At 65.3% G+C, this 13,934-nt stretch carries 10 protein-coding genes; 9 read left to right on the forward strand and 1 reads right to left on the reverse strand.

What is annotated here, in order from left to right:
• Positions 1–10 precede the first annotated feature (10 nt).
• Positions 11–1,459: a TrkH family potassium uptake protein gene (locus ACROUL_RS08825; RefSeq protein ID WP_431299131.1), complete on the forward strand. Its 1,449-nt coding sequence runs from the start codon at positions 11–13 to the stop codon at positions 1,457–1,459.
• Here ACROUL_RS08825 and ACROUL_RS08830 read toward each other — a convergent pair.
• Positions 1,456–3,204, reverse strand: coding sequence for a serine protease (locus tag ACROUL_RS08830; protein WP_431299132.1), 1,749 nt, complete (start codon positions 3,202–3,204; stop codon positions 1,456–1,458). The two genes, ACROUL_RS08825 and ACROUL_RS08830, sit on opposite strands and share 4 nt — an antisense overlap.
• Positions 3,205–3,392: 188 nt before the next feature.
• Between ACROUL_RS08830 and ACROUL_RS08835 the strand changes: the two genes are divergently transcribed.
• The 8 genes from ACROUL_RS08835 (at position 3,393) to glmM (ending at position 13,896) form a co-directional block, all read left to right on the forward strand.
• The gene (locus tag ACROUL_RS08835; RefSeq protein WP_431299133.1) at positions 3,393–4,316 is read left to right on the forward strand and encodes a glycine--tRNA ligase subunit alpha; all 924 of its coding nucleotides are present in this window, start codon (positions 3,393–3,395) and stop codon (positions 4,314–4,316) included.
• Complete coding sequence (locus tag ACROUL_RS08840) at positions 4,271–4,789, forward strand: DUF6446 family protein (protein WP_431299134.1); 519 nt, start codon at positions 4,271–4,273, stop codon at positions 4,787–4,789. The genes ACROUL_RS08835 and ACROUL_RS08840 overlap by 46 nt, the downstream gene beginning before the upstream one ends.
• A gap of 3 nt (positions 4,790–4,792) precedes the next feature.
• Positions 4,793–6,961 (forward strand): glycine--tRNA ligase subunit beta, encoded by a 2,169-nt coding sequence (gene glyS, locus ACROUL_RS08845; RefSeq protein WP_431299135.1) that lies wholly within the window; start codon positions 4,793–4,795, stop codon positions 6,959–6,961.
• Positions 6,962–7,051: 90 nt separating this feature from the next.
• Positions 7,052–9,598, forward strand: a complete 2,547-nt coding sequence (locus ACROUL_RS08850) for a putative PEP-binding protein (protein ID WP_431301268.1) — start codon at positions 7,052–7,054, stop codon at positions 9,596–9,598.
• Positions 9,567–10,469, forward strand: a complete 903-nt coding sequence (locus tag ACROUL_RS08855) for a cell wall hydrolase (protein ID WP_431299136.1) — start codon at positions 9,567–9,569, stop codon at positions 10,467–10,469. Before ACROUL_RS08850 ends, ACROUL_RS08855 begins: the two co-directional genes overlap by 32 nt.
• A 96-nt stretch (positions 10,470–10,565) precedes the next feature.
• Positions 10,566–11,474, forward strand: a complete 909-nt coding sequence (locus ACROUL_RS08860) for a dihydroneopterin aldolase (RefSeq protein ID WP_431299137.1) — start codon at positions 10,566–10,568, stop codon at positions 11,472–11,474.
• A gap of 47 nt (positions 11,475–11,521) precedes the next feature.
• Entirely contained in the window at positions 11,522–12,529 is a 1,008-nt protein-coding gene (gene folP, locus ACROUL_RS08865) for a dihydropteroate synthase (RefSeq protein ID WP_431299138.1), read from the forward strand.
• A complete protein-coding gene (gene glmM, locus ACROUL_RS08870; RefSeq protein ID WP_431299139.1) occupies positions 12,526–13,896 on the forward strand; it encodes a phosphoglucosamine mutase in 1,371 nt (456 codons plus the stop codon). The genes folP and glmM overlap by 4 nt, the downstream gene beginning before the upstream one ends.
• Positions 13,897–13,934: the final 38 nt, after the last annotated feature.

Raw genomic sequence — 13,934 nt, forward strand, 5'->3', positions numbered from 1 at the left:
ATGCCGCACCATGATTGATATCCGCCCCGTCGCCTATGTCATTGGACGCATTCTGGTTGTCCTGGCCATTCTCATGGTGGCGCCGGCGATCATTGACTGGCGGGCCGGTGACCCGAACGGCATTGCCTTTGCGCAATGCGCGATGATCACCGGCGTGGTCGGCGGCGCCTTGTCGCTGGCCACGGTGAACGGGCTGGGACAGGCGCTGGATGTGCGGCAGGCCTATCTTCTGACGGCGGCGATCTGGATCGTGGTGCCGGGGTTCGGTGCGCTGCCGCTGTATTTCGGCGCGCCGGGGCTGAGTTATCCCGACGCCTTCTTTGAAAGCGTGTCGGGGTTCACGACCACGGGTGCGACGGTGATCTACGGGCTCGACACCCTGCCGGTGGGGATGAACCTGTGGCGCGGGATGATCCAGTTTCTAGGCGGATTGGGAATCGCCTTCATCGCGATGATCTTTTTGCCGTTGATGCGCGTCGGGGGTATGCAGTTCTTCCGTACCGAGGGGTTTGATACCTTTGGAAAGGCGTTGCCGCGTGCGACCGACATCGCGCGACAGTTGCTGTTCGTGTATATTGGAATGAACACGATCTGCATCACGACATATCTGCTGATCGGAATGACGCCGCTTGATGCGGTGGTAAATGGCTTTGCGACCATCTCAACGGGCGGCTTTTCGCCTTCTGATCTTTCGTTCAATAAATATCGGGGTGCGGGCGAGTATTTCGGTGCGTTCTTCATGATTATTGCCAGTTTGCCCTACATTCGCTACGTGCAACTGGTGAACGGGACGGTCGGGCCCATGTGGCGGGACAGTCAGGCACGGGCCTATATTCGCTGGCTGATGTCGGCGGTCTTGATGGTTACAGTCTGGCGGGTGGCGACATCTGAGATGGGATTGGAGCCAGCGTTCCGCGAAAGCTTGTTCAACCTGAGTTCGATCATGTCATCCACCGGCTTCGGGGCTGGAAGTTTTCCCACTTGGGGCGGGTTCATGCTGATCGTGGCCTTTGTCGTGGGTGTAATTGGAGCGTGTTCGGGATCATCAGCGGCGGGCATAAGTGTTTTCCGAGTTCAAATCTCGATGTCCGCCCTGCGGCGCGAAATGAAGCGGATTGCCAACCCTTCAAGTATCGACCCGGTGAAATACGATGGCCGGACTGTGGACACAGAGGTTCTGGACGCCGTCGTAATGTTCATTTCGAGTTACATCCTGCTTTTGGGTGTTACGAGCGTGGCGTTGACGCTGGTCGGCGTCGACCCGGTGTCGGCCTTGTTCGCAGCCTGGACGTCACTTGGGAATATCGGCTACGGGTTCGGACCGCTGTTAGCGCGCACCGGTACTTTCATTGATTTTCCGGACGCTGCCATTTTCATCATGACGCTTAACATGATCCTTGGCCGGTTGGGCCTGCTGGCGATCCTGGTGCTGGTGTTGCCGGCGTTCTGGCGGCGTTAATCCCAGCAGGAGACGAGGACGGTCATCCCGGTTGCCGCGCGGCTAAGGTCTTCGGGGGCCATAGCGCCCGCTTGTGCCGACTGGGTGGGAAGGATGCCCGCCGTGCCTAGGGTGGTGGCGATCTGCGCGGCGGATGCGGCGTAGGCCACTTCGGGCGGAAGCTGTCGGGTGCCGAGTGCGGCGCGCGGCAGAAGCATCCCCAGGACCGCGCCGGTGCTGTCAAGGACCGGGCCGCCGGTATCGCCCGGGAGCGCGTCGATCGCGAGGCGCTTGACGCCGGGTTCGCCGTTGAGGCCCGACAATTCCTCCAGCGTGCCGAAGCTGAGGACGGCACCGGGCAGGCGATCCTCATAGGAATATCCCGCCAGCGCCACTTCGGCACCGACACGGTCGGGGGCAAGCTGGAAGGCCGCGACGCTGCGCGGGGCCAGCGGCGTCGCCGGGCGGAGCACCGCAAGGCCGGTTGCCGCGTCATTCAGCGTGACGGTCGCGTCTTCGGTGCGGTCGATGGTGATGCGACCGCAGCCGGTAACGGCTTCGGCCGTGGTCAGCACGGTCCCGGTCGCGTCGATGAAGAAGCCCGAGCGGCTGAATTTCGGCTTGCGCACTTCGAGGCCGGACAGGAGGCCGGTTTTCGCCTCGGCGGACATGGCGACCATGCCGGGATCGAGCGCGCGGTCGGAGGAGGATTTGAAGCTGCTTTCGATGGCTTGCAGGATGCGAGCGTCGCGCCGGTCGTTGCCGGGGGTGGAAATCACCATCCAGCCCTTGATGAGGCCGCCGGCCAGTTCGGCGTAGGCGGTGGTATCTGTGGTGGCCGAGGTGCCGCGAATGCGGAACGATGCCTCATTGCGCGTCCGCTCGCCGGTGAGGGGCACGTCCTTCAGCGATTGCAGGATGTCGTAAAGGCCGTAGAGGCTGGATTGATCGCCGGGCTGCGAGATCAGGAGGATGCGGAGGTCGGACCCGCCCTTGGCACGGAAATGCACGAAGGGCGGTTCGTAATGGTCGAATTCCACCAGGCCGAGCGGTAGGGTCACCTCGATGCCGCTGTCCACCTCGTTCACCTTGGCAAAGCCATAGCTTGCCGTCTCATCGCGGAAGGCGTTCAGGAGGGCGGCGCGCTGGCGCGAGGTCAGGACGCCGGTCGGTTCGATGGCGTTCGCTTCCTGCCATGCGGCCATCGAGTTGCGGGTGCCAGGGCCGTAAGCGCCGTCGATGGCGCCTGCGTAGAACCCGAACCATTGCAGGGCGGCTTGCAGCTCTTTTCGGGCCTCTTCGGACAGCGCGGCTTCGGAGGCGCGGGCGTCGGCGCGGGTTTCGTCAGGCAGGGCGGTGGCGGCTTCGGGCGTGGCTTCTGGTTCTGCCGCCGCTTCGGCTTCGGGCAGGGCTTGCGGGGCAACCGGGGCCGCGCCGGCAACGGGCCAGAACCGGTCACCGAAGTCGCGGTCAAAGGCGATAAAGCTGTCGGATGGGATCAGGTTCTCGCGCAACAGCGTGGCCAGCCGCGCCGCGCCGTCGCCCGCGCCGTAGGGGCCGAGGGCGATACCATACCAGCCCGACCGCAGCCGAAAGCCGACGGTTTCGGGAAAGATCGCAGCATAGGCGCTGGCGCGGGCCTCGGCCTCGACAAGGGTGGGCTGGGCCTCGATCTGAATCCAGACCTGCGGTTCATCCTGCGCTTGGGCGGTCAGCGAAAAAAGGCTTGCGAACAGAAGAACAATGGCAAAAACGGCTTTTGACATGCGAGGCGCGGTCCTGAGGGTGATTTTGTCCGGCTCACCATGCGGGAAGGGCGGGGCCGGGGCAAGGGCCAACCCGGCACGGGTGTCACGGCAATTGACCCTTCCGGCCCCAATGGATAGGGAGGGCGCGAGTTTACCCGCCACCGGGTTTTCACCGCGTTTGCCACCGGCTTTGCCAAGGGTTCGCCATGACCGATATGCCCGCTACCCCCCGCAGTTTTCAGGAAATCATCCTGCGGCTTCAGGCGTATTGGGCGGCGCAGGGCTGCGCGGTGTTGCAGCCTTATGACATGGAAGTGGGCGCCGGAACCTTCCACCCGGCCACCACGCTGAGGTCCTTGGGGACCAAGCCCTGGGCGGCGGCCTATGTGCAGCCCTCGCGGCGCCCGACCGACGGGCGCTATGGCGAAAACCCGAACCGGTTGCAGCATTACTATCAGTATCAGGTCATCATCAAACCCAGCCCCCCGGACATGCAGGCGCTGTATCTGGGGTCGTTGCAGGCGATCGGCATCGACATGGGCCTGCATGACATCCGCTTTGTCGAGGACGACTGGGAAAGCCCGACGCTGGGCGCCTGGGGTCTGGGCTGGGAGGTCTGGTGCGACGGGATGGAGGTGAGCCAGTTCACCTACTTCCAGCAGGTTGGTGGGCATGACTGCAAGCCGGTCAGTGGAGAGCTGACCTACGGGCTGGAGCGGCTGGCGATGTATGTGATGGGGGTGGATCATGTGATGGACATGCCCTTCAACGATCCGCAAAGCCCGATCCCTTTGACCTACGGCGACATCTTCCGGCAGACGGAGGAGGAGTATTCGCGCCACAACTTCGATCAGGCCGACACCGGGATGCTGTTCCAGCACTTCATGGATGCCGAGGCGGAGTGCGGGCGCATCCTTGGCGCGGCGCAGCCCGACAAGGCGGGGCGCACGATCGTGATGGCGCATCCGGCCTATGACCAGTGCATCAAGGCCAGCCACATCTTCAACCTGCTGGATGCGCGGGGCGTGATTTCGGTGACCGAGCGGCAGGCCTATATTGGGCGGGTCCGGGCGCTGGCAAAGCAATGCGCCGACGCGTTCCGGCAGACCGCAGCGGGGGCGGACCTGTGAATGTGGGCAAGATCGCAGCGGGGTTTATCGTGATCGTATCGCTGATCGGGGGCGCGTTCCTGTATTACACGCAGGTTTACGCGTATTATCAGCCGGTTGCCTTCCAGCCGGGGGCCGAGATCATGCTGACGCCGGTCGCCGGTGACGCACCGGAGCCGATCATTGCCGAAGATGTGACCGGGATCGACGGCGAAAGCTCTCCGATCCGGTTCCGGGCGTGTTTCAAGACGCCGATGACGCTGGCGATGCTGTCGGAGACCTACCGGATCTATGACAAGGCCGAGCCTTTGAACGCGCCGGGGTGGTTCGACTGCTTTGATGCCGCTGCCATCGGGGCGGCGCTGGAAAAGGGCGAGGCGGTGGCCTTCCTGTCGCAGGCCAACATCCACCCCGGTGTTGACCGGGTGGTGGCGGTGTTTCCCGATGGCCGCGCCTATGCCTGGCACCAGTTGAACGACAGCCTTGAGGATTGAGCGATGCCTGACCTTCTGATCGAGCTGTTCTCTGAGGAAATCCCGGCGCGGATGCAGGCCCGCGCGCGGGAAGATCTGAAGAAACTGGTGACCGACGGGCTGATCGAGGCGGGCCTGACCTATGCCAGCGCGGGCGCGTTTTCGACGCCGCGGCGGTTGGTGCTGTCGGTCGAGGGGCTGACGGTCGAGTCGCGCGCCGTGCGCGAAGAACGCAAAGGTCCGGCGACGACGGCACCTGCGGCGGCGGTGGAGGGGTTCCTTCGGTCGACCGGGCTGACGCTGGACCAGTTGGAGCGGCGGGCGGACAAGAAGGGCGAGGTCTACTTTGCCGTGGTCGAAAAGCCGGGGCGGAAGGCCGAGGCGATCGTGGCGGAAGTGTTGGAGGGTGTGATCCGGGGCTTTCCGTGGCCGAAGTCGATGCGCTGGGGGGCGGGGACCTTGCGCTGGGTCAGGCCGTTGCAGCGGATTTTATGCCTGTTGTCGGACGAGGGTGGCGCGCATCTTGTGCCGCTGGAGGTTGACGGGATCGTTGCGGGGAACGTCACCGAAGGCCACCGCTTCATGGGCGCGGGGCCGTTCCCGGTGCACGGGTTTGACGACTATGTGGTGAAGTTGAAGCGGGCTTTCGTGGTGCTGGATTCGGCCGAACGCGAGGCGGCGATCTGGCAGGGCGCGCAGAACGCGGCCTTTGCGGCTGGCATGGAAGTGGTGCCGGATGCGGGGCTTTTGGCCGAGGTGGCGGGGCTGGTCGAATGGCCGGTGGTGCTGATGGGGCGGATCGCGCCTGCGTTTCTGGATTTGCCGCCGGAGGTGCTGCAAACCTCGATGAAGGAGCACCAGAAATTCTTTTCGGTGCGGGCGAAATCGGGGCGGATCGAAGGGTTCATCACGGTCGCCAACATTGATGCGGCGGATGGCGGAGCGGTGATCCTGCAGGGCAACCAGAAGGTGCTGTCGGCGCGGCTGTCGGACGCGAAGTTCTTTTGGGAGAATGATCTGCGGGTGGCGAAGGCCGGCATGGGCGAGTGGCTGGACGGGCTGAAGGCCGTGACGTTCCACGGGAAGTTGGGCTCTCAGGCCGAGCGGGTGGAGCGGATCGCGGCTTTGGCGCGGGAGATCGCGCCGATGGTTGGGGCAGACGCTGCGCTGGCCGAACAGGCGGCGCGGGTGGCCAAGGCGGACCTGCGGTCGGCGATGGTGGGCGAGTTCCCGGAATTGCAGGGCCTGATGGGCATGTATTACGCCCGCGCCGCCGGAATGCCGGAGGCCGTGGCGCTGGCCGCGCGCGACCACTACTCGCCGCTTGGTCCATCGGACGCGGTGCCGACGGAGCCTGTGTCGGTGGCCGTGGCGCTGGCCGACAAGATCGACACGCTGACCGGGTTCTGGGCGATTGACGAGAAACCGACGGGGTCGAAGGACCCGTTTGCACTTCGGCGGGCGGCGTTGGGGGTGATCAGGTTGGTGTTGGGGACGCGCAACGAACTGAAGCTAAATGTCCGACTGCTCGACGGATTAATCCAAAATGACACAGCTCAAGCTTGGACAACTGCGAAGCAAGGCATCAATGCTTTGATTGAGATCGCGGGTCTCAAAACGTTTTCTGATACCTATCCCGTTGATCTGGTTAAGATAGATGGGATCAAGGCAGACCTCCTCGCCTTCCTCCACGACCGCCTCAAGGTCTACCTCAAGGATCAGGGCATCCGGCACGACATCATCGACGCCTGCCTTGCGATGCCGGGGAATGATGACCTGACGCTGCTCGTGAAGCGGGCGGAGGCTCTGGCTTCGGTGATGAAGACCGAGGATGGAGCGAACCTGCTGCAAGGCTACAAGCGCGCCAACAACATCCTGACCCAGGCCGAGGCCAAGGACGGGGTGGAGTATTCCTACGGCGCGGATGTGAAGTTTGCCGAAGGGCCGGAGGAGAAGGCGCTGTTTGCCGCACTTGATGCTGCGGAGGCGAAGATCGGCCCGGCGATGGCGGTGGAGGATTTTGCGGCGGCGATGGCGGCGATGGCGGCCTTGCGCGGGCCGCTCGATGCATTCTTTACCGCGGTGCAGGTGAATGCCGAAAGCCCGATCATTCGGCGCAACCGGTTGAATCTGCTAAGCCGCATCCGCACAATCTGTTCCGGTGTGGCCGACCTTTCGCGCATCGAAGGCTGATTTTCCGGCATTAATCGTTCGCGTGCTGACATGTCACGCTTGATTGACAGCGTTTTGCGCGTATCCTGCGCGGCGTCGAAAGGTGCCGCAGTGCAGAAACACGACCCGATTCCCGAATTTACCCAGATCAGCCCTTCGGCGGGGATCGCGACGGCTACGCATGGCTGGCGCGCGAAATGCCTGCAACGGCTGGTGCGGCTTGACTTGCCGGTGCCGAAATCGGTTGCGCTGCCCGCGACGACGGTGCGCGCGATTGCGGCGGGGCATGGGGTGGATGCGAACGGAGTGCTGGAGCATTTCGGGGATGGGCCGCTGATCTCGGTCCGGCCCTCGCCGGCGAACCCCGATTGGGGTGGGCCGGCGACGATCTTGAACATCGGGTTGAACGCCAAACGCCACGCGCGGCTGGCCGAAACGCATGGCGAGACGGCGGCGGATGCGCTGTTCGTGCGCTTCGTTCAGGCCTATGCGATTCATGTCGCAAGGCTGGACCCTGACGTGTTCGACAGCATCAAGCCGGGACCGGGCGCGCTGCGCGAGGTGCTGCGGCATTATGAGGTCGAGACGGACGAGCCGTTCCCGGCGGACCCGGCGGTACAATTGTCGGAAGTGTTGCGCAGCATGGCGCGGGCGTGGGAAGGCACCTCGGCGCGGCTGCTGAGGCAGGCCAAGGGTGCGCCGGAAGAGGCGGCGCTGGGCCTTGTGGTGCAGGAGATGGCGCAGGGCATCGGGCAGGGAATCTCGGGTTCCGGCGTGATCCAGTTCGTCGATCCGGTGACGGGCGTGCCGCAGATCACCGGGCGCTATCTGGGGCAAAGCCAGGGCCGCGACGCGCTGAAGACGACCGAGGCGCTGTATCTGACGCGCGACCCGCGGGGGCCGTCGCTGGAAGAGGTCTCGCCGGAGATTTTCGCGACGCTGGTGGCGCATGGCGCGGTGTGCCGGGTGCGACTGCGCGAGGAAATGCAGATCGAGTTCACCATCGAGGATGGTCGGCTGGCGGTCTTGGATGCGGTGAAGGTGCCACGATCGGCTCGGGCGAACCTGCGGATCGCGGTCGCCTTGGCCGAAGACGGCGTGATCCCGCGCGAGGATGCGGTGCTGCGGGTGGAACCGCGTGCGCTGTCGGAATTGCTGCACCATCAGGTTGATCCTCGCGGCCCGCGTGACGTGATTGCAAAGGGGATTGCCGCCAGTCCGGGGGCAGCCACGGGAAAGCTGGTGTTTTCGTCGCAGGCGGCACAGGCAAGCGCGTCGAAGGGCGAGCCGTGTGTTCTGGTGCGCCGGGAAACCGCGCCGGAGGATATCCGGGGGATGCACTCGTCGGTCGCGGTGCTGACCGAGCGTGGCGGCATGACCAGCCACGCGGCGGTGATCGCGCGGGGGCTGGGGTTGCCTTGCGTGGTGGGCGCGTCGGACATGCGGCTCGATTCGAAGGACAGGAAGCTGACCACGGCGGATGGCCGCGTGTTCCGCGAGGGCGACGTGGTGACGCTGGACGGATCGAAAGGCGAGGCGCTGGCGGGCGAGGCGGAGATGCTGCCACCGGCGCTGGACGACAGTTTCCGGCGGCTTTTGTCTTGGGCCGACGAAATGCGCGATATCGGCATCCGGGCCAACGCGGATACGCCGGCAGATGCCGAAACCGCGCGCAAGTTCGAGGCGCAGGGCATCGGGCTGTGCCGGACGGAACACATGTTCTTCGACGAAGATCGGCTGATCGTGATGCGCGAGATGATCTTTGCGGACACGCCGCAGGACCGGGCGCTGGCGCTGGCGCGGCTGTTGCCGATGCAGCGCGCGGATTTCGTGCAGTTGTTCGAGATCATGCAGGGGCTGCCGGTCTGCATCCGTCTGTTCGACCCGCCTTTGCACGAGTTTCTGCCGCAGTCGCGCGAGGGCTTGCGCGAACTGGCCGAGGCGCTGGACCGGCCGCTGTCGGAGGTGGTGCGGCGGGCCGAGGCATTGACTGAAGTGAACCCGATGCTGGGGATGCGGGGGGTGCGGCTGGGCGTCGTGCTGCCGGAAATCTACGACATGCAGGCGCAGGCGATCTTTGAGGCGACGCTGGAATCGGCGCGGCGCGGCGCGCCCGTGGTGCCGGAGATCATGATCCCGCTGGTGTCGGCCAAGCGCGAGGTGGAACTGGTGAAAACCCGGATCGACGCGCTGGCGGCGATGGTGCGGACGCGGGCGAAGGCGGATTTCGACTACAAGCTGGGCGTGATGGTGGAAACCCCGCGCGCCGCGCTGCGGGCGGGCGAGATTGCGCAGCACGCCTCGTTCCTGTCCTTCGGCACCAACGACCTGACGCAGATGACCTATGGCCTGAGCCGCGACGATGCCGGGCGGTTCATGAATACCTATGTCCAGCAGGGCGTGTTTCCCGAAGATCCCTTCCATATTCTGGACGTGGACGGGGTGGGCGAGTTGCTGCTGATCGGGGCCGAACGGGGCCGCAAGACGCGCGGTGATCTGACCCTTTCGATCTGCGGCGAACATGGCGGTAACCCCGAATCGATAGAATTCTGCCGCAAGGCGGGGTTTGACTACGTGTCATGCTCGCCCTACCGGGTTCCGATGGCCCGTTTGGCCGCCGCGCACCTTGCGCTACGGGATCGGCAAACAATCATTTGAAATCGGACGCTTATACGGCGTTCTTAAAATACAACCTGAAGTGGTGCGGCGCATTTCCGCCGACCGTACCGCCGTTTTCGTTGCAATTGGGCAACAGTCGTGGACCTGCGCGAGTCGTTTGACTAACCGCTGCCTTAATTGCTCGGCGGTGCGGATCGCCCGGGCGCAACTGACGGAAACGACCACGATGAAATCCATGCGATTGCCTTTCTGTGCCGCGTTGCTTGCGGCGGGAGTGCTGGCCAATGCTGGCTTCGCAGACGTGACCCTGAGTGGGAAGAACGACCCGGGCGTGACCATCGGGGGGCAGATGACCGCCCTTTTTGGCACCGAAAAGCAGCGCTTGCAGGGGCTGCCTGATGAAACGATGAGCGAAATCGCCGTTGGCCCGAAGGCGGCACAGCCCGGCAAGGCCAAGGTCGGAACGCTTGATTACAGCGAGTCGTGGCTGGCGGCACAGGCTGCCCCCACTGGCGATGCTGAATGGCAATGCCTGACCGAGGCGCTGTATTTCGAGGCGCGCGGCGAAAGCGTGAAGGGCCAGTTCGCGGTGGCCGAAGTGATCCTGAACCGGGTCGACAGCCCGCTTTACCCGCGCAGCGTCTGCGGTGTGGTCAAGCAGCGCGGGGGCGGCGGATGCCAGTTTTCCTACGTCTGCGACGGCAATGGCGACAGGATGCGCGACGCGTCCTCGCGTGATCGGGCGGGTCGCGTCGCGCGGGCCATGCTGGACGGGGCCCCCAGGGCACTGACCGAAGGCGCCACGCATTTCCACACCAGCGCTGTGCGCCCCTCCTGGGCGAAGCGCTTCCCGATGACGGCCTCGATCGGCGCGCACAAGTTCTACCGCCAGCCCGGTTCGCGTGGCTGACAGCCTGTGATGTCGCAGGCCTTGCGCCCGGTGCCGCCTTCGGCGTAGGGCGCGCGGCGCGGCAGGCTATGCTGCGGGCCTGAGCGGAGTGCGGCAATGACGACAGACAGCGAGCTTGCGTTCGCCCATCCCGAAGCACGGGCAGAGGCGTCTTCGACCACAGATCCTCGCGACCGGATTTCGCTGCGCGACCATCTGGTCGAGGCCGATATCGGCGCCTTTCAGCAAGAGCGCGGGCACAAGCAGCGGCTGCGGTTCAATGTGGTGGTAGAGGTGCGTCCTGCACCCGCGCCGCTGGACGACGATGTCGACCGTATCCTCAGCTATGACAAGATCACCGAGGCGATTGCGGCGGAACTGGCGGCAGAGCGGCTGAACCTGCTGGAAACACTGGCCGAGCGGGTGGCAGAGCGGGTGCTGGCGGAACCGGCGGCGATGCGCATCTTCGTGCGGATCGAAAAGCTTGATGTCGGCCCCTATGCCCTTGGCGTGGAAATCGTGCGGTCGCGCGCCGAGGTGCCGGTGGCGCGGGTGGGTGCCGACGGAGCCGAGGCAGAGGTGCATCCGCTGGTGGTCTATCTGGACAACCCGGCGATTGCCGATCCGGGGCTTGGTGCGCGGCTGGATGCGCTGCAGGCGCGGGGGCTGCCGCTGATCCTGGCGGTGGGGCTGCCCGATCTGCCGCGCCCGGTGACCGGCCACAAGCCGACGCAGCGGCGGATCGACCTGCTGGCGATCGAGCAGAACGCCTGGTCACTGGCGGCGCGCGATCCGCGCTGCGTGGTGGTGGCGACGCGGACCGAAATCGACTGGGCGATGCGGCGGGGGCAGACCGTGGTCTGGGCACCGTCGAAGCTGGTTCTGGATGCGGTGGACGGGCCGCAGGGCACGGCGCCGGTCACGCTGGCGCTGTGGCTGGCCGAGGCGATGGCGGCGACGGCGATCGTGCTTCACGGCGATGTTGCAATTCCGGCGGGAAGCCGCGTGCCGGTGGAGCACGCCTGAACGCTGGCCCCTTGCCAAGCGAACGGGCATCGGCCAATCCCGTTGCGATGAAATATCTGCGACCGATTGCAATGACGGATGCCGCGCGGCCCGAGGCTGGCCTGTCGCTGGCCGGGGGCTGGTGCTGGTTCGACCGGGTCGAGGTGCTGGAGCGCGGCGCGAAAGGGCGGGTCGTGCCTGTCAGCGAAGTGCCTGCCAACGCGCTGCACCGCCTGACTGCTGCGAGGCCCGCCTTTGCCGGCTTGGGCATGGACCGCCCGAGAATTATGGGCATCCTGAACGTGACGCCAGACAGTTTTTCCGATGGCGGGCAGTTTCTGGCACCGGACGCCGCATTGGCGCAGGCGCGGACGATGGCCGAGGCGGCCGAAATCATCGACATCGGCGGCGAAAGCACGCGTCCCGGGGCGGTGGAGGTTTCGGTGGCCGACGAGGTGGCCCGGACCGCACCGGTAATTGCGGCCTTGCGGGCGGGCGGGATGGAAGCGGTCATCTCGATCGACACGCGCAAGGCGGCGGTGGCCGAGGCGGCGCTGCAGGCCGGGGCCGATTTGGTGAACGACGTGTCTGCACTTGGCTTTGATGCAGCGCTGGGCCCGCTGGTGGCGCGGACCGGCGCGCCGGTGGTGCTGATGCACGCCCAAGGCGCGCCGGCGACGATGCAGGACAATCCGCAATATGCAGATGTGCTCTTGGACGTCTATGACGCGCTGGAGGCGAAGGTCAGGGTGGCCGAGGCGATGGGAATTGCCCGCAGCCGCATCGCGGTGGACCCCGGCATCGGGTTCGGCAAGACGGCAGAACACAATCTTGCGCTGATCCGGGGGTTGTCGTTGTTCCACGGGCTGGGCTGCCCTATCCTGCTGGGCGCGTCGCGGAAACGCTTTGTCGGCACCTATGGGCAGGCAGCAGACCCGGCGGCGCGGATGCCGGGGTCGGTGGCGGTGGCGTTGGCGGGCGTGGCGCAGGGTGTGCAGATGGTGCGGGTGCATGACGTGGCTGAGACGCGGCAGGCGTTGCGGCTGTGGCTGGCAGTGAACGGGAGTGGGGCATGAGTGACAGGTTGTTCGGGACGGATGGGGTTCGGGGGCGTGCCAACAGCTGGCCGATGACGGCGGAGCTTGCGTTGAAGCTGGGTGCGGCGGCAGGTCGTTATTTCCGGCGTGACGGCAGCGCCGCGCACCGGGTGGTGATCGGCAAGGACACGCGGCTGTCGGGCTACATGCTGGAAAACGCGCTGACGGCGGGGCTGACCTCGACGGGGATGAACGTGCTTTTGCTGGGCCCGGTGCCGACGCCTGCGGTGGGCTATCTGACGCGGTCGATGCGCGCCGATCTGGGGGTGATGATCAGCGCCAGCCACAACCCGCATCAGGACAACGGGATCAAGTTCTTCGGGCCGGACGGGTTCAAGCTGTCGGACGGAGCCGAGGCGGAAATCGAGGCGATGGTGGTGGGGGACGTGACGCCCGCCAAGCCCGAGAACATCGGTCGTGCCAAGCGGATCGAGGATGGCCGCGGCCGGTATCAGGAGTTCGTCAAGACCAGCTTCCCGTCGGGCCTGCGGCTGGATGGTCTGAAGGTGGTGATCGATTGCGCCAACGGCGCTGCCTACAAGGCCGCACCCGAGGTGTTGTGGGAACTGGGCGCCGAGGTGATCCCCGTTGGCGTCACCCCGAACGGCACCAACATCAACCTGCGCTGCGGATCGACCCATGTGGAAACCGCGGCGGAAGCGGTGGTGGCGCATGGCGCGCATGTCGGCATCTGTCTGGACGGTGATGCCGACCGCGTGATGATCATTGACGAGGCGGGCCGAGTGGCCGACGGCGATCAGATCATGGCGCTTCTGGCTGGGCGCTGGGCTGAGGACGGGCGTTTGCAGGGCGGCGCGCTGGTGGCGACGGTGATGTCGAACCTTGGGCTGGAGCGGTATCTGGACGCGCGCGGGCTGCGGCTGGAGCGCACCTCGGTCGGGGACCGCTATGTGGTGGAACGGATGCGCGAGGGTGGCTTCAACCTTGGCGGCGAACAGTCAGGCCACATCGTGATGACCGATTATGCCACGACTGGCGACGGGCTGTTGGCCGGGCTGCAGTTTCTGGCCGAGATGGTGCGCAGCGGCAAGCCAGCGTCGGAACTGACGCGCAATTTTGAAACCGTCCCGCAGCTTTTGAAGAACGTGCGCTTTGCCGCTGGAGGGCGGCCGTTGGAAGCGGATACCGTGAAGGCAGTGATCGCGGCCAGCGAAGAACGCATCAAGGGGCGCGGGCGCATCCTGATCCGCAAGTCGGGGACTGAGCCCTTGATCCGGGTGATGGCGGAATGCGAGGACGAGGGGCTTCTTGTCGACATCGTCGAGGGCATCGTCGATGCCGTGCACACAGCGCTTCAGCGTGACGGGGATGGCCCCTTGTCCTGACAGGACCACAAGGGCGTCAGACAAGCGATGGACCACCG

This window comes from Tabrizicola sp. BL-A-41-H6 (genome assembly GCF_050632395.1).
Lineage (GTDB): Bacteria > Pseudomonadota > Alphaproteobacteria > Rhodobacterales > Rhodobacteraceae > JAUYQR01.

Bases quoted from the DNA above. Each gene is read 5' to 3' on its own strand.
- ACROUL_RS08860 (WP_431299137.1), top strand. From the start codon at position 10,566: ATGACGACAGACAGCGAGCTTGCGTTCGCCCATCCCGAAGCACGGGCA.
- glmM (WP_431299139.1), top strand. From the start codon at position 12,526: ATGAGTGACAGGTTGTTCGGGACGGATGGGGTTCGGGGGCGTGCCAAC.
- ACROUL_RS08825 (WP_431299131.1), top strand. From the start codon at position 11: ATGATTGATATCCGCCCCGTCGCCTATGTCATTGGACGCATTCTGGTT.
- glyS (WP_431299135.1), top strand. From the start codon at position 4,793: ATGCCTGACCTTCTGATCGAGCTGTTCTCTGAGGAAATCCCGGCGCGG.
- folP (WP_431299138.1), top strand. From the start codon at position 11,522: ATGAAATATCTGCGACCGATTGCAATGACGGATGCCGCGCGGCCCGAG.
- ACROUL_RS08830 (WP_431299132.1), bottom strand. From the start codon at position 3,204: ATGTCAAAAGCCGTTTTTGCCATTGTTCTTCTGTTCGCAAGCCTTTTT.
- ACROUL_RS08840 (WP_431299134.1), top strand. From the start codon at position 4,271: ATGCGCCGACGCGTTCCGGCAGACCGCAGCGGGGGCGGACCTGTGAAT.
- ACROUL_RS08835 (WP_431299133.1), top strand. From the start codon at position 3,393: ATGACCGATATGCCCGCTACCCCCCGCAGTTTTCAGGAAATCATCCTG.